The sequence below is a fragment of the Pseudomonas sp. AN3A02 genome (genome assembly GCF_011765255.1).
Classification (GTDB): Bacteria; Pseudomonadota; Gammaproteobacteria; order Pseudomonadales; family Pseudomonadaceae; genus Aquipseudomonas.
The window spans coordinates 40,128-55,268 of sequence record NZ_JAARNI010000014.1; the positions used below are offsets into that span (position 1 = coordinate 40,128).

General features: G+C 61.8%; 12 protein-coding genes and 3 pseudogenes. 8 read left to right on the top strand and 7 right to left on the bottom strand.

Annotated elements, in window-relative coordinates; all coding sequences use genetic code 11:
• The 4 genes from HBJ59_RS29255 to HBJ59_RS29270 form a co-directional block, all read right to left on the bottom strand.
• Complete coding sequence (locus HBJ59_RS29255; RefSeq protein WP_076016400.1) at positions 1 to 1,014, bottom strand: GNAT family N-acetyltransferase; 1,014 nt, start codon at positions 1,012 to 1,014, stop codon at positions 1 to 3.
• Between the two features lie 14 nt (positions 1,015 to 1,028).
• A complete protein-coding gene (gene tauD, locus HBJ59_RS29260) occupies positions 1,029 to 1,862 on the bottom strand; it encodes a taurine dioxygenase (protein WP_167665565.1) in 834 nt (277 codons plus the stop codon).
• A gap of 2 nt (positions 1,863 to 1,864) precedes the next feature.
• Positions 1,865 to 2,851, bottom strand: coding sequence for a taurine ABC transporter substrate-binding protein (gene tauA, locus HBJ59_RS29265; protein ID WP_076016402.1), 987 nt, complete (start codon positions 2,849 to 2,851; stop codon positions 1,865 to 1,867).
• Positions 2,852 to 3,042: 191 nt separating this feature from the next.
• On the bottom strand, positions 3,043 to 3,912 hold the full coding sequence (locus tag HBJ59_RS29270) for an oxaloacetate decarboxylase (protein ID WP_076016403.1): 870 nt from the start codon (positions 3,910 to 3,912) through the stop codon (positions 3,043 to 3,045).
• Positions 3,913 to 4,337: 425 nt separating this feature from the next.
• Between HBJ59_RS29270 and HBJ59_RS32135 the strand changes: the two are divergent.
• A pseudogene (locus tag HBJ59_RS32135) lies at positions 4,338 to 5,315 on the top strand (cache domain-containing protein); the annotation flags it as partial.
• 321 nt (positions 5,316 to 5,636) lie between these two features.
• A pseudogene (locus HBJ59_RS32140) lies at positions 5,637 to 6,179 on the top strand (methyl-accepting chemotaxis protein); the annotation flags it as partial.
• Between the two features lie 120 nt (positions 6,180 to 6,299).
• Here the strand turns inward: HBJ59_RS32140 and HBJ59_RS32145 are convergent.
• Both HBJ59_RS32145 and HBJ59_RS32150 read right to left on the bottom strand, forming a co-directional pair.
• Positions 6,300 to 6,917 (bottom strand): methyl-accepting chemotaxis protein, encoded by a 618-nt coding sequence (locus HBJ59_RS32145; protein ID WP_371103561.1) that lies wholly within the window; start codon positions 6,915 to 6,917, stop codon positions 6,300 to 6,302.
• Positions 6,891 to 7,655 (bottom strand): annotated as a pseudogene (locus HBJ59_RS32150) (PAS domain-containing protein); the annotation flags it as partial. The pseudogene HBJ59_RS32150 and the gene HBJ59_RS32145, both read right to left, overlap by 27 nt.
• Positions 7,656 to 7,812: 157 nt before the next feature.
• Here HBJ59_RS32150 and ltnD point away from each other — a divergent pair.
• The 5 genes from ltnD to otnI all read left to right on the top strand — a co-directional run bounded on the left by ltnD (position 7,813) and on the right by otnI (position 13,185).
• Complete coding sequence (gene ltnD / locus HBJ59_RS29285; RefSeq protein WP_083676702.1) at positions 7,813 to 8,811, top strand: L-threonate dehydrogenase; 999 nt, start codon at positions 7,813 to 7,815, stop codon at positions 8,809 to 8,811.
• 10 nt (positions 8,812 to 8,821) lie between these two features.
• Positions 8,822 to 10,114: a 3-oxo-tetronate kinase gene (gene otnK, locus HBJ59_RS29290; RefSeq protein WP_167665567.1), complete on the top strand. Its 1,293-nt coding sequence runs from the start codon at positions 8,822 to 8,824 to the stop codon at positions 10,112 to 10,114.
• Positions 10,111 to 10,749, top strand: a complete 639-nt coding sequence (locus HBJ59_RS29295) for an aldolase (RefSeq protein WP_167665568.1) — start codon at positions 10,111 to 10,113, stop codon at positions 10,747 to 10,749. The genes otnK and HBJ59_RS29295 overlap by 4 nt, the downstream gene beginning before the upstream one ends.
• A 182-nt stretch (positions 10,750 to 10,931) precedes the next feature.
• Positions 10,932 to 12,392 carry an SLC13 family permease gene (locus HBJ59_RS29300; RefSeq protein ID WP_167665569.1) on the top strand — a complete coding sequence of 487 codons (1,461 nt, stop codon included), beginning with the start codon at positions 10,932 to 10,934 and terminating at the stop codon, positions 12,390 to 12,392.
• Between the two features lie 10 nt (positions 12,393 to 12,402).
• The gene (otnI, locus tag HBJ59_RS29305) at positions 12,403 to 13,185 is read left to right on the top strand and encodes a 2-oxo-tetronate isomerase (RefSeq protein WP_167665570.1); all 783 of its coding nucleotides are present in this window, start codon (positions 12,403 to 12,405) and stop codon (positions 13,183 to 13,185) included.
• Between the two features lie 50 nt (positions 13,186 to 13,235).
• On the opposite strand, the gene HBJ59_RS29310 is transcribed toward otnI, so the two are convergent.
• The gene (locus tag HBJ59_RS29310) at positions 13,236 to 14,057 is read right to left on the bottom strand and encodes a DeoR/GlpR family DNA-binding transcription regulator (protein ID WP_167665571.1); all 822 of its coding nucleotides are present in this window, start codon (positions 14,055 to 14,057) and stop codon (positions 13,236 to 13,238) included.
• Positions 14,058 to 14,279: 222 nt separating this feature from the next.
• On the opposite strand from HBJ59_RS29310, the gene HBJ59_RS29315 reads away from it, so the two are divergent.
• Positions 14,280 to 15,131, top strand: coding sequence for an EcsC family protein (locus HBJ59_RS29315; RefSeq protein WP_076016411.1), 852 nt, complete (start codon positions 14,280 to 14,282; stop codon positions 15,129 to 15,131).
• Positions 15,132 to 15,141 lie beyond the last annotated feature (10 nt).

The window sequence follows — 15,141 nt, forward strand, 5'->3', positions numbered from 1 at the left end:
TCAGCGTGCGACCCGACGGTAAACCAGTGTATCGCGTACCCCGAAGTACTCGCAGCGCCGCGCGCCTTGAAGGGTTTCCACCCATTCAAACCCCGCTGCCTCAGCCAGTCGTTGGCTGGATAAGTTCGCCGAAGAGGTGGTCAGGCGTAGTGTGTGCCCGCTCAACTGTGAAACCAGAACAGTCAATGCCTCCCTCATCAGCCCAAGACCGGTGTGAGCCTGATTACCCCAATAGCCGATTTCGAAGCTGTGAACCTCATCGGCAAGCGGCAGCAGGCCGATACAGCCCACCAATGCCTGGGGCTCATCACGAGATAACAGAAAGTACCTTTTCTCCCCGGCAGGTGCATCGAAGTCTTTTATCGCGCGCTGGAGGCTTTCCTGCGTGTCCTCCAGCGTCCAGTGCGGCTTGCTCCACTCGAGAAACTGGCGGTGCAGTGCGTAGCTGGCGTTCAAGGCATCGGCGAGTTCTTCTGCGAGCGCCACATCAGGCGCAACCAGGGTCATCCGGGCAGTTTGCAGGGTTGTGGGCAGCGGCGCCTGTTGTTCAATGGTCTGTACCCACACAAATCCTTCATCTTCACTGGGTGGCTCAAGCATGCTGAACACGCTTTTCAGCGCGTCCTCTGGCACTCTTTTGTCAGCATTGCGTTGGGCATTTCGCGACAGCGCCAACGCCAGCGGTGCACTCACCAGAATGCCGATCACCGGGATTGCATATTCCCTCGCGATGGAAAGCAGCTCCTCCCGATGACGCCGCGCCGGCAGGGCAGCATCGAAGACGATCGCCCCGCGACCCAATCGGTCAAGGTTTTCCGCCACCCAGCGAGACTTGCCAGCGCCCTGCACGCCCATGACCACGTAGACATGAGAGCCCTCGACCGCTTGTGACAGTACTTCCTTCAAGCGTGCATACGCGAGCTGCCATGCCTGTCGATTGCGCTCAGGCGTGTACTCCCGGCCGAACTCGGTTTCCAGATAGTCGTCCGGGTTGATCACCAAAGGCAGGTCCATCGCCTGATTCTCCATCAAAAAGGCACATCCCCCAAAATCGTCGCGCGATGCATGACCCGTCTATTGGGACGGTAATCATCGATCGCGTAATGCTGGGTAATGCGGTTATCCCAGAAAGCTACATCATTCGCCTTCCATCGCCAACGCAGGGTAAATTCAGGGCGACTCACATGGCTGAACAACAGCCGCAGCAGCGCATCACTTTCCGCCGCCTCCAGCTCATTGATTCGCGTGGTAAAGCCTTCATTCACGAACAGCGCCTTATGGCCCGTGGCGGGATGCGTCCTGACCACCGGGTGTGACAGCGGCGGATGATCCTTCCTGGCTTTTTCATAGCGCTCCAGTGCTTCGGGCGTGCTGCCGAAGCGCTCGGTGGGAAAGGACTTGATCAATTCGTGGGTAGCGGTCAGGCCGTCGAGCAGGCGCCGGATGGGGGCCGATAACGCCTCGAACGCGGCCACGCCGTTGGCCCACAATGTATCGCCACCGAAAGCCGGCACCTGCCTGGCCGCCAGCACGGAGCCCATTGCCGGCGCGGCGAGAAACGTCACGTCGGTGTGCCAGATGGCGTTGTCGCGTACGTCGGTCACCGCGGTGTCGATCAGCAGCAACTCAGGGTGCTGGTCCACATGGGGATAGATCGGATGCCGGTGCAAATCTCCGAAACACGCGGCAAACGCCACATGTTCGGCAGGTGTAATTGCCTGATTACGGAAGAACAGCACCTGGTGCTGCAGCAGCGCTTGCTCCACCCAGTGCTGCTGCTGATCGCTCAGAGGCCGGGACATGTCCAGCCCCTCGACCTCGGCGCCGATGGTTGGGCCGAGAGGACGAAGCGTAAGGCCCATGGTTACTCTCCGACAAACTTGTCGCTGACAAAGGCGGAGTAGTCAGGCAGGACTTTTTCGATTTTCCCCTGCTCTTTCAGAAATTCGGCGGTTTTGCCGATTTCCCTGGCGGTGCCGCCGGCGAGGTATTGGGCGCTTTTTTGTTCGGCGGCGCTCGGGAACGATGAGCCTTCGAGCAGCTCGGGAATATCCGCAGCGTTGGCGCCTGTGAGTCGGGCGATGCTTTTTACAGGTGCGGAATCAGCGGTCCAGTCCTTTTTATGCGCAGCGTAATCGGCAATCGCTGCCAGGCTGACCTTGGCAAAATCGGCTACCACTTTCGGGTTATTTTCTGCGAAGTCCTTGCGTGCCACCCATACTTCAAAGGTCGGTGCTCCCCAATTCGAAACCTCGGCAGCATCGGTCAGAATCTTGCCGGTCTTGCGAATTTCACCCAGGGCAGGCGACCAGGTAAACGCCCCGTCGATATCGCCACGGCTCCAGGCGGCGGTGATTTGCGCCGGGGTGAGGTTGACGATGTTGACCTTGCGCGGGTCCAGGTTCCAATGCTTCAGCGCGCCCAGCAGGCTGTAATGGGAGGTCGACACAAACGGCACGGCGATGGTTTTGCCGATCAGGTCTTCAGGGATTCTGATCCCGCTGCCATCGCGTACCACCAGCGCCTCGGAGCTGCGAATCTGCGCGCTGACAATGAACGCCACCAGCGGCATGTTTCGCGACGCCGCCGCGGCAAGCGGGCTGGAACCCAGGTTACCGATCTGCACATCGCCTGAAGCCATGGCGGCAAGGACGGCCGGGCCGGCGTCGAACTTTCGCCAATCGATTTTCTGGCCGATGCCTTTTTCATATTCGCCGTCGGCGATGGCGCGTTTGAGGGGGTCGATGCCGTTGATGTAGCCAATGGTAAGGTCGGCGGAGTGAGCGCTTAGGGAAAGGACAGCGAGGCCCACGGCCGAAATGAGATTCCGGGCCAGTTTCAGCGTTTTCATTTTTATAGATTCCTGAGCGGATAAGGCTTGAGCAGCGCCAGTCCCGGCGCACCAAGGGTCAACTCAGTTAGAGGATATTGTTCTATAAAAAATAAAATAAATAATTTTATGGAATTAGCTTAGACAAGGACGGTGACGCCCGGGCGCGGTGAATCACCACCGCGCCAACACCATTGGTCAGGCCGCCACTGTCACTCTTGGACATCCATGAACTCTTTGGCCCAGTTCACGTAGGTGTCGGGGAACGTGTAGGTATGGGTCAGTTCGCTGGCGGTCAGGTTCGACGTGCTGCGCGTGAGGTTGCGCTGTTCACGAAGGCTGTCGTAGGTGGCCTTGATCGAGGCGAAGTAGGCGCCGTGGCCGGCAACCACAATCCGCACACCCAGCTTGGCCAGGCGTTCGTTGTCATTGAGGTTCGGGTTGGCGTAGGTCACCAGCATCAGCGGAACCGTCAGGCCTTCGGCGATCTGCTCAAGGTGGTCGAAGTCACGGATGCCCACCATGCAGATGCCATCTGCGCCGGCTTCTTGATATGCCTTGGTGCGATGGATGACGTCTTCCACTGGCAGCACGGCGGCGTTGGTCCGCGCGATGATCGAAAGCTGCGGATCGACCCGCGCTTCCAGGGCTGCCTTGACCTTGCCCACGCCCTCTTCCGTGCTGATGAGGTCGGTGGATTTGCGCCCGAACTGCGCGGGCAGCAAGGTATCTTCAATGGTCAGCGCTGAAACGCCCGCACGCTCCAGTTCCTGGACCGTGCGCATCACGTTGAGGGCATTACCGTAGCCGTGGTCGGCGTCGGCGATCACCGGAAGCTGCGCCACCCGGCCGATGCGGGTGGCCTGCTCGACGAACTCACTCAGGGTAATCAGCGCAAAGTCCGGCGCAGCCAGAACCTGCAGCGACGCCACCGAGCCACCCAGGATGCCGACTTCGAAGCCCAGGTCTGCAGCGATCCTGGCAGACATCGGGTCGAACACCGAGGCGGTGTGAAAGCAGTGCTGGGAGGCCAGCAGCTCGCGAAACGAGCGCCGCAGATCATGGTGGGAAATTTTCGACATGTTCACTCCTCACTGTCGCCGTATACGCGGGAACGACCAGTGCCAATTCAAAAGTGAGGCTAGCGTATCACGCCGGAAAAAGATGGTTGATGACGTTTGAGAAACTTATACATCACGTTTAGCAGCGGCGTTTGATGGCGCTGTGTTCGAGGACTGAGACCACCAGCCCCCACCGGTAAACCGTTCTTTCGGCCTCAAGTGAGCGCCCCGCAGTCGATACACAGAGGGTACGCATGGCCACACCCGCCTTCAAAACAACACATGCGACGTTCGACGCTACTGTTTTCTCCTTGCCAAAACTATAAATACCCGCAGGTGAAGTCATGAATATCAAGCAGAAGCTGACCTGGGCCTTTGCGGCCATCGCGTGTCTGCCGGTCATCCTGGTGGCCATTTTGGTGGTGCTGAATGTGCGCGAGGGGGCCATGGCCAATTTCCTCGACAGCAGCGGCCGCGAGATCCGTCAGATCGACAACGGCATGAAGCAGTTTTTCGACGGCATCAGCCAGAACGTCGAATACGTGGCCAAAGACCCGCGCGTTGTCGCGGCCAGGGACCTCAAGAGTTATGCCGGCGCCGACGCTGCGCAAATCCCGCTGACTACGACCAACAAGGACCTTCTGGGGATTTTCGACCAGTTCGCCAAAAGCCATCCCAGCACCGCCTACCTGTCCCTGGGACTGAGCGACGGCGGTTACGCCAGTTGGCCTGACGACACCAAACTGAACAACTACGACCCGCGCGTGCGCCCTTGGTACCAAGCGGCCATCGCCGCGCCAGGCAAGACCGTGCGTACCGGCGCGTACTATTGGGCGCCAGACGATGTGTCGCTGATCGGCACCGTGCACACCGTCGCCGACGACGCGGGCAAGATCCTTGGCGTCGTCGGCCTGGACGTGTCGCTCAAGCAACTCACCGAACTGGTGCGCAACATCAAGCTCGGCGACAGCGGCTACCTGATGCTGGTGGAAGCCAACGGCAACGTGCTGGTAGACCCCAGCGACGCCAAGCACAACTTCAAACCGTTGGCCGACCTGGGCGCTAATTATGCCGAGCTGGCCAAGCGCGGCGACGGCGTGACCCAGGTCGACATCGAGGGTGTGACCTACATGGCCAACGTGGTCAGCTCCAAAGACCTGGGCTGGCGTTTTATCGGCCTGATCAAACGTGACGAAGTGATGGCCGGCGCCACTCGCCTGACTTGGCTGATCGCCGCCATCGCCGCCGCACTGGCCGTGGTGTTCGCGATTGTCGGCGCCAGCTTTGCCAGCGTGATCGTGCGCCCGATTCGCGGGGTGGCCGACGGCCTGCAAGAGATTGCCGAAGGTGAAGGCGACCTCACCCGCCAGCTCAAGGTGCAGGGCAAGGACGAAACCGCCAGCCTGGCGGGCTGGTTCAACCAGTTCCTGAGCATGATCGCCCAGTTGGTGCAGCGCATCGGCAATGCCTCTTCCGACCTGCAAGCCGCCGCCGCCGACACCCGCGATGTGGCCCACAACATGAACCAGGCGGCAGGCCGCCAACGTGAGGCCGTGGAGCTGGTCAGCACCGCCTTCAACGAAATGGTGGCGACCGCCAACGAAGTCGCCCGCTCCTGCAGCGCCGCCGCATCGAGTGCCGACGAAGGCTACCGCGATGTACACGACGGCCAGCAGCATATCGGCGAAGCCACCGGCAGCGTGCTCAAGCTCAGCGAAGACCTGCAGCGCTCCACCCAGACGATGCAGCAACTGGAGCAGGACAGCAAAAACATCAACACCATCCTCGACACCATCCGCTCGATTGCCGAACAGACCAACCTGCTGGCGCTCAATGCCGCCATCGAAGCCGCACGTGCCGGTGACCAGGGCCGTGGGTTCGCCGTAGTCGCCGACGAGGTACGTGCCCTGGCGCGACGCACCGCCGACTCCACCGGCGAAATCGACAGCCTGCTGGGCAACCTCGCCCGCCGCACCCAGGAAGTCACTCAGCAGATGCAAGGCAGCCTGCTGGTGTCCCACACCAGCGTGGAACGCATCCAGCAGGCTCGCGACAGCTTCGACAAGATCCGCGGCTCGGTCGACTCGATTCGCGACCAGAACACCCAGATCGCCACCGCCGCCGAGGAGCAGCACCAGGTGGCCGAAGAGATCAACCGGCACATCGCGCAGATCCATGCCGACGCGCAGTTGGTGGAAGGCTTTGCGCATTCGGCACAGACCGGGTCCGGACGGTTGACGGATATTTCCGGTCAGCTCAAGGGCCTGGTGGGGCGCTTCAAGTTCTAGGCATTTCGCTGAGGGTAATGCTTGAACCGCTAACAGCGCGGGCAAAAAAAAGCGCCACTCAACGAGTGGCGCTTTTTCTATTCCCTGTTCGACGTCAAGAGCAAGGCGCAGCTTGAGGCTCTACCCCACCCAGCTGATGGCGGTCTTTGGAATCACTTCGGATTCATCGAGCTTGGAAGCGAACATGCTCACAGCCTCGACCGCGTCGCTGGTGCCGTTGCGAATCTGCAAAATCACCGAACCGGCTTGATCGGCCAGCGTAACGCCGCGCTGCGCACCTTCCTGGGTGGCATTCATGCTGACGACCGCGTCCCGTGTCTCGGCGAGAATCTTGCTGATCATCTCGGCGATTTCCGCCGTGGAGCGGCTGGTGCGCCCCGCCAGCTGCCTCACCTCGTCGGCGACCACGGCAAACCCTCGCCCTTGATCCCCTGCCCGGGCGGCCTCGATGGCGGCATTGAGCGCCAGCAGGTTGGTCTGGTCGGCAATCCCGCGAATGGTATTGACGATCGCGGTGATCTGCTCGGAGCGATCGCCCAGTTGCCCCACCAGTCGCGCAGACGCCCCGATGTTTTCGGCAATGCGGCGCATCTCACTGGCGGTCTCTTGAATGACCTGGGTGCCCTGCTCGGCAAACTTCTCGGTCTCGGCAGAAATATGGTAAGCCCTTGAAGCGCCGCGGGAGTCGGCCTCGAATTTCTCGACCCGCTCGGTGATGTCACTGGCGAACTTGACGATCTTGGTCAACTTGCCGTCGGCGTCATACACCGGGTTATAGCTTGCCTCCAGCCACACGACGCGGCCGTGCTTGCCCAGGCGTTTAAATTGCCCGCTGAAAAACTCGCCCGCATTCAGGCGACGCCAGAAGTCGGTGTACTCATTGCTGTTAACCAGGCCGGGTTCGCAAAACAGGCGGTGATGCTTACCCTTGAGTTCCGCCAGCCCATAACCCATGACATTCAGAAAGTTTTCGTTGGCGACCAGCACATTGCCGCTCAGGTCGAACTCGATCACCGCCATGGCCCGGTCCAGCGCCACGAGCTTGCTGCGGGTGGCGGCCTCCTGGGCCACTTTGTCGGTGACGACAAGCGCATACTTGACGACCTTCAACACCTGGCCACGTTCGTCCAGCACCGGGTTATAACTGGCCTCCAGCCAGACCGTCTGCCCGTCTTTATTGACCCTCTGAAAGGTGCCGGAAACGAATTTGCCGGCCCGAAGCGCGGCCCAGAATTCGCCGTACGCCGCGCTGTTCGTCAATGCAGGCAAGCAAAAGTCCCGATGTGACGTTGCACTCAATTCATCCGGGCGGTATCCCAACGCCTGCAAGAAGTTATCGTTGGCGCGAAGCACCTTGCCGTTCAAGTCGAACTCGACCACGGCCATCGAGCGCTCAAGCGCAGCCACCAATCCTTTGTACCCTGCAACATCGGCCGTCCTGGCCGCCAGTTCTGTTCTCAACGTTTTATTGAACATGACGTACCCCTTCAGAGCAATGGACTCTAAAGGCGCTATCGGCTGTCCGGTACGGAACTAAACACAGCCCGGCAGCCTTTTTATTTGACGTCAATTTAGTGCGCTTTGCCGGGTGCCACCCGAGCCTGCGCGACGCTCACACCGCCAATGTTAAAATATGTTATTTGAAAAAATTACTTCACATAATCTGATCACTGGTGGATTATCAGCCCAACACGTATCACCCCCTGACCACAAAACAGGAACCCCCATGAATAATAAGAACGTAGGCGTTATTGGACTTGGCGCGATGGGCCTGGGCATTGCCCGCTCGTTGCTGCGCAACGGTTTCAATGTGCATGCCTGTGACGTGCGTGAAGCCGTCACACAACAGTTCGCCAGCGAAGGCGGCGTAGCCTGCAGCTCACCGGCACAGATGGCGGGTGAATGCGATGTGATCATCACCGTGGTGGTGAATGCCGAACAGACCGAGACCGTCCTGTTTGGTGAGCACTCGGCGGCCGCCGCATTGCGCCCGGGAAGCCTGGTGATTGGCTGTGCCACGGTGGCGCCGACCTATGCGGTGGAGCTGGGCCAGCGCCTGGCAGAAGCCGGGTTGTTGTACCTGGACGCGCCGATCTCCGGCGGCGCCGCCAAGGCCGCGGCCGGCGAAATGACCATGATGACTTCCGGCCCGTCCGAAGCCTATGCCAAGGCGGATGCGGTGCTCGCGGGCATGGCCGGCAAGGTCTATCGCCTGGGCGACGTGCATGGCCTGGGCTCCAAGGTCAAGATCATCAATCAGTTGCTGGCGGGCGTGCACATTGCCGCCTCCGCCGAAGCGATGGCGCTGGGGCTGCGCGAAGGGGTCGACGCCGATGCCTTGTACGAGGTGATCACCCACAGCGCCGGCAATTCCTGGATGTTCGAGAACCGCGTACCGCACATTCTCAAGGCCGATTACACGCCATTGTCCGCCGTGGATATTTTCGTCAAGGACCTGGGCCTGGTGCTGGATACCGCACGGGCCAGCAAGTTTCCGCTGCCGCTGTCGGCCACCGCGCACCAGATGTTCATGCAGGCCTCCAGCGCCGGTTTCGGGCGTGAGGACGATTCGGCGGTGATCAAGATTTTCCCTGGCATCGAACTGCCGACCGCCAAGCCTGACTCCGTATAAGGACCGCGCCATGAACCTACCTGCCGCACGCCCTTTGCTGGGCTGCATTGCCGACGATTTCACCGGAGCCACTGACCTCGCCAATATGCTGGTGCGCGGCGGAATGCGTACGGTGCAGAGCATTGGCATTCCGAGCGACGAAGTCGCGGCCGGGCTGGACGCAGACGCCATCGTCATTGCCCTGAAGTCTCGCACCCTGCCCGTTGCCGAAGCCATCGCCGACTCCCTGGCCGCCCTGGAATGGCTGCGCGCACGGGGTTGCGAGCAGATTTTCTTCAAGTACTGCTCCACGTTCGACTCGACGTCCGCCGGCAATATCGGCCAGGTCAGCGAAGCGCTGCTCAAGGCGCTGGGCAGTGACTTCACCCTCGCCTGCCCGGCGTTTCCGGAAAACGGCCGGACGATCTTCCGTGGCCATCTGTTCGTGCAAGACCAGTTACTCAATGAGTCGGGCATGCAGCACCACCCGCTGACACCCATGACCGATGCCAACCTGGTCCGCGTGCTGCAGTCGCAAACCTCATACAAGGTTGGCCTGCTGCGCTACGACAGCATCGCCCAGGGCGTTGCGCAGGTTCGCGAGAAGATCGCCGAACTGCGCGCCCAAGGTGTCGGCATGGCGGTTGCCGATGCGCTGTCCGACCAGGACCTTTATACCCTCGGCGCCGCCTGCGCCGACTTGCCACTGTTGACGGGTGGTTCGGGCCTGGCCCTGGGGCTTCCGGAAAACTTCCGCCGTGCCGGCAAGCTGCGCGACTTCGACCCGGCCTCACTGCCAACGGTGGAAGGCGGCGAAGTGGTGCTGGCCGGCAGCGCGTCGATCGCCACCAACGGCCAGGTTGCCGCCTGGATCGAGGCCGGGCGGCCAGCGCTGCGCATCGACCCGCTGGCCCTGGCGGCCGGTGAACCGGTGGTGGCAAACGCCGTGGCTTTTGCACGCAACCAGCCACACACCGTCTTGATCTACGCCACCAGTACTCCGGACGAAGTCAAAGCGGTCCAGCAGCAACTGGGCGCCGAGCATGCGGGCGAGCTGGTGGAGAACGCCTTGGGCGCCATCGCCCAGGCCCTTCGCGAGAGCGGCGTGCGGCGCTTCGTTGTCGCGGGCGGTGAAACCTCCGGTGCGGTAGTCAAGGCCCTCGGCGTACAGCTGTTGCAGATTGGCGCGCAGATCGACCCCGGCGTACCGGCCACCGTCAGCAACACGGTTGAGCCGCTGGCGTTGGCGCTCAAGTCCGGCAACTTCGGCGGCCGGGACTTTTTCGACAAGGCCCTGAAGCAATTGGCCGGAGGTGCGCAATGAGCCGCGAAAACGCACTGCGCGAGGAAATTTGTACGGTTGGGCACAGCCTCTACCAGCGCGGGTTTACCGTGGGCAGCGCCGGCAACATCAGCGCCCGGCTCGATGACGGCTGGCTGATCACCCCCACCGACGCCTGCCTTGGGCGCCTGGATCCTGCGGCCATTGCCAAGGTCGATCTGGTGGGCAAATGGGTGTCGGGCGACAAGCCGTCGAAAACCCTGGCCCTGCATCGCCAGGTCTACGATCGCAACCCTGGCGTCGGTGGCGTGGTGCATACCCATTCCACGCACCTGGTGGCCTTGACCCTGGCCGGGGTGTGGAGCCAGGACGACATCCTGCCGCCGCTGACGCCGTACCAGGTGATGAAGGTGGGCCATATCCCGTTGATCAACTATCAACGCCCTGGCGCCCCCAATGTCGCCGAACAGGTGGCGCAACTGGCCAACCGCGTACGCGGCGTGATGCTCGAACGACTGGGGCCGGTGGTCTGGGAAAGCTCCGTGTCCAAGGCCAGCTATGCCCTGGAAGAACTCGAAGAAACCGCACGGCTTTGGCTGATGAGCAACCCGCGCCCGGCGCCACTGGACCAGGCCGCACTGGACGAACTGCGGGAGACCTTCGGCGCCCAGTGGTAGGTCTCCGGTTTTACCCGTAACGCCCCTGATGCACGCCTTCGCGACGAGGCAGCCACGCTGTCGCGACTGCGTGCCTGAACAATAAAAACAACAGGACATTCCAGCATGATCAAACCCTACTGCAGTGTTGACCCTTACAGTGGCACTTACCTTCCGGACGTTCAGCGCGAAGGGTGGATGCTATGAGCCCGCTTATTCTGATGACAACCGCCGGCCTTGGGATCGCGCTGCTGCTGTTCCTGGTCCTCAAGTACAAGTTCCAGCCGTTTGTGGCGCTGATGCTGGTGAGCATCCTGGTGGCGTTGGTCGCCGGAGTGAAACCGGCAGACCTGGTCGCCACCATCGAAGGCGGGATGGGCAAGACCCTCGGCCATATTGCAATCATCATCGCCCTGGGCGCCATGATCGGTCGCATCATCGAGTTGTCCGGTGGCGCCGAGGCGCTGGCGAAAACCCTGATCGAACGCTTCGGTAACCGACGCACGCCACTGGCGTTGACGGTGGCCGGCTTCATCATCGGTGTGCCGGTGTTCTTCGAAGTCGGGGTGATCATCCTGATGCCGCTGGCCTATGGCGTTGCCCGCCGTGCCCGCAAACCGCTGCTGATGTTTGCCTTGCCGATGTGCGCGGCGCTGCTCACGGTGCACGCCTTCCTGCCTCCGCATCCAGGTGCCGTCGCGGCCGCCAGCCAACTGGGCGCCGACCTGGGCCGGGTGCTGATGTTCGGGCTGCCGCTCACGGCCTTCCTGTGCTACGTCGGCTACCGCGTGGCCGGACGCATGACGCGGCGTTTCTACCCGATGTCCGATGATATCCGTGCCGAAGTCTACGGCCCTCACGTGACCAACGATGACCTGCGCGCCTGGCATAACGGCAACGCCCAGAACGTCGAACAGGGGGCTGGCGCCGTCGCGCACATGGGCCTCGAAGAGTCCACCAGCAGTCTCGTTGCCAAGCTGCCGCCCGCTCCGGCGCCGGGTTTCGGGCTGATCGTCAGCCTGATCCTGTTGCCCATCATCCTGATTCTGCTGGGCACCCTGGCGACGTCGCTGCTGCCCATCGAGTCGACGTTGCGGGCGATCATGACGGTCCTCGGCGCTCCGTTGGTGGCACTGCTGCTCGACACCTTGCTGTGTGCCTGGCTGTTGGGCTCCCGTCGCGGCTGGAGCCGTACCCAGGTGTCCGATGTGATCGGCTCGGCATTGCCTGGCGTGGCCATGGTTATCCTGATCGCCGGTGCCGGCGGCGTGTTCGGCAAGGTGCTGGTGGACACCGGGATCGGTGCGGTGGTCTCCGACTTGCTGCGCACCACCGGGCTGCCGGTGCTGGCGCTGGGCTTTTTGCTGACCATGCTGCTGCGCGCGGTGCAGGGTTCGACCACCGTGGCACTGGTGACGACTGCGGGTATCATCAGCCCGTTGATTGCCACGCTCAACCTGACGCCCAACCATATGGCCCTGCTGTGCCTGGCCATGGGCGGTGGCGGGCTGGCGATGTCGCACATCAACGATGCCGGCTACTGGATTTTCACTAAACTGGCCGGCCTTAATGTGGCCGACGGCCTGCGCACCTGGACGGTGATCACCACCCTCCTGGGTACCCTGGGTTTCCTTGTCACCCTGTTGATCTGGCCTTTTGTCTGAAGGAGTTCACATGCCTCGCTTTGCTGCCAACCTGAGCATGCTCTACCCCGAACGTCCGTTTCTAGAGCGCTTCGCCGCTGCTGCCGCCGACGGATTCGAAGCGGTGGAGTATCTGTTTCCCTATGAGTACAGTCCGCAGGAACTTCAGCAACGCCTGAGCGACAACGGCTTGGTGCAAGCCCTGTTCAACGCGCCGCCAGGTGACTGGGCGGCGGGCGAGCGCGGCATCGCGACCTTACCGGGTCGCGAGGACGAGTTTCGCGCCGGCTTCGACCGGGCGCTGGAGTACGCCGCCGTGCTGGGCAATACCCGCATCCATGTGATGGCCGGCTTGCTGCCGTCGCAAAGCGACCGAGCGCAGCACCATGGCGTGTACCTGGAAAACCTTGCCTACGCTGCCGCCCAAGCGGCGCAGGCCGGCGTTACAGTGCTGCTGGAACCGATCAACACTCGAGACATGCCGGGGTTTTTCCTCAACCGCCAGGATCAGGCACAGGCCATCTGCAAGGAGGTCGGCGCCCGCAACCTGAAGGTCCAGTTCGACTGCTATCACTGCCAGATCGTCGAGGGCGACCTGGCCGTGAAGCTGCGCCGCGACATGGGTGGCATTGGCCATATCCAGATTGCCGGCGTGCCTGACCGGCATGAACCGGACCTCGGGGAGCTGAATTACCCTTATCTGTTTGAGCTGATCGATGAACTGGGGTATGACGGCTGGATCGGCTGCGAATACCGACCGCGGGGCGACACCTCGGCCGGCCTGCAATGGTTGCGGGACTGGAAGGCACGCTAAACAACGCTACCCTGCCCTGCGCAGCGCTCGCAGCAGACCGAAAAGACCCGTCAGGCAGACGTGAGGTCGGACGGCAACATCAGTTCGACGCCTTGCTTGCGTATGCCGTCCGCTGCGGCGGGGGCCAACGCAGCGTCGCTGATGACGATATCGAACTGCTCCAGGCCAGCGATCTTGTACATGCTGAAGGTGCCGTACTTGGAACTGCTGGCCACCAGCACCACTTGCGACGCCGACTGCATGGCCACCTGCTTGACCTCCACCTTCAACGCCGAGGGGGTGGTTATCCCGCGTCGCAGGTCCCAGGAACTGGTGGAGATAAAGGCGATGTCGGTGACCACCTGGCGCAGGGTGGCCACTGCAAGCCCGCCGACACACGAATGGTTGGAGTGATCCAACTGCCCGCCCGTGTGAATCACCGTCACCTGCGGGGCGTCCATCAGCGCCTGTACCACGCCGAAGTCGTTGGTCACCACGGTCATGCCGGCGAGTGCCTTGATGTAAGGCACGATCTCCAGCGTACTGGTGCCTGCGTCCAGGTAAACCGTCATGTCCGCACGCAGCAAGCGCGCGGCAAGCCTGGCCATGGCCTGTTTCTGCGGCAACTCCACCACGGCCTTGAGCTGATGGCTCGGCTCGCTGTGAAGCTGGCTGGCAATGCGTACCCCGCCGGTGACCGAATACGCCCGGCCTTCCTGCTCCAGCAACGCAATGTCGCGCCGCACGGTCATGTGCGAGCAATCGAACATCTCCATCAACTGATGAACACTCAGCACTTGGTGCTTGCGCAGTTGACGCAGTATCAGCTCACGGCGCTGATCAGGAATCATCGGTGCGCCGCTCTCGGCGGTGATGTCCTTCTGGCTTGGCATTCGAGGCTCCAACGGGTACGGCGGACGGGGTTCGGGTGAACCACATAGTAGCGAATCCATCGCTGCCCGCGCGAGCCTGACAAAAAAAGCCGAGTTCAAGATGACTGACCGCCAAACGACCCGCTGGCGAACGAAGCACGTGCGCAGGTCAATACTGGGCAAAGCGTGACGGCACGATGGCCCGCCTCGCGTGTCTTTGTTTTATGAGAACCGGAAAACTTCATGGAGACGCCTGTGAGCATCAGAGACAACGCCGAGGACTACCAGGCACTCAAGCGGGCCGTCGGCCTGCTGGAGTCACCCTCCCTGACAGCGAGGCTGTCCGGCATGATCGGCTCACCGATTGAAAGCGCGGTGAAGGCATTGCCGGGGGTGGTTTCAAAAAGGATCAACGGCGCCGTGGCGGCGGCGCTGCACTCCTCCGCCGGCGCGGCGCTGAAGAGCCTGGAGAACAGCCCGAAAAAACCGGCCTCGACCCGGCTGCACAAAGCCTTCGCGGCGACCTCGGGCGCTATCGGTGGGGCCTTCGGTTTTGCGGCGCTGTTTGTCGAACTGCCGATCTCCACCACCATCATGATGCGCGCGGTCGCCGATGTGGCGCGCAGCGAAGGTTTTGACCTGGGGGACTTTGCGACCAAGCAGGCGTGTATTGAGGTGTTTGCCATGGGCGGCAACCGCCAGGCCGACGATGCGACGGAGACGGGTTACTACATGACCCGCAGCTTCACTACCCAGGCCATGCAACAACTGTCGAAGGAACTGGCGGGGATCGCCGCCAAGCAGGGTTCCAAGGCCATCAGCACCTTGTCCCCGGGGCAAGCTGGCAAATGGCTGGCGATCCTGATCGATAAGGTCGCGACCCAGTTTGGCTTTACCATTTCCAGCAAGTTCGCGGCGCAGGCCGTTCCCGTGATGGGCGCCTTTACCGGGGCGACCATCAATACGCTGTTCACCCACTTCTATCAGGACATGGCGCGGGGGCACTTCATCGTCAAACGGCTTGAAGAGAAATATGGTTTTGAGGCGGTCAAGGATGAGTACATGGCCATCAAGGCAGCCCCCCGGGTGAACTAGACGCGGGGAA

Bases quoted from the DNA above. Each gene is read 5' to 3' on its own strand.
- otnK (WP_167665567.1), top strand. From the start codon at position 8,822: ATGAACCTACCTGCCGCACGCCCTTTGCTGGGCTGCATTGCCGACGAT.
- HBJ59_RS29295 (WP_167665568.1), top strand. From the start codon at position 10,111: ATGAGCCGCGAAAACGCACTGCGCGAGGAAATTTGTACGGTTGGGCAC.
- HBJ59_RS29300 (WP_167665569.1), top strand. From the start codon at position 10,932: ATGAGCCCGCTTATTCTGATGACAACCGCCGGCCTTGGGATCGCGCTG.
- tauA (WP_076016402.1), bottom strand. From the start codon at position 2,851: ATGAAAACGCTGAAACTGGCCCGGAATCTCATTTCGGCCGTGGGCCTC.
- tauD (WP_167665565.1), bottom strand. From the start codon at position 1,862: ATGGGCCTTACGCTTCGTCCTCTCGGCCCAACCATCGGCGCCGAGGTC.
- HBJ59_RS29315 (WP_076016411.1), top strand. From the start codon at position 14,280: ATGGAGACGCCTGTGAGCATCAGAGACAACGCCGAGGACTACCAGGCA.
- HBJ59_RS29270 (WP_076016403.1), bottom strand. From the start codon at position 3,912: ATGTCGAAAATTTCCCACCATGATCTGCGGCGCTCGTTTCGCGAGCTG.
- HBJ59_RS29310 (WP_167665571.1), bottom strand. From the start codon at position 14,057: ATGCCAAGCCAGAAGGACATCACCGCCGAGAGCGGCGCACCGATGATT.
- HBJ59_RS29255 (WP_076016400.1), bottom strand. From the start codon at position 1,014: ATGGACCTGCCTTTGGTGATCAACCCGGACGACTATCTGGAAACCGAG.
- ltnD (WP_083676702.1), top strand. From the start codon at position 7,813: ATGTTATTTGAAAAAATTACTTCACATAATCTGATCACTGGTGGATTA.
- otnI (WP_167665570.1), top strand. From the start codon at position 12,403: ATGCCTCGCTTTGCTGCCAACCTGAGCATGCTCTACCCCGAACGTCCG.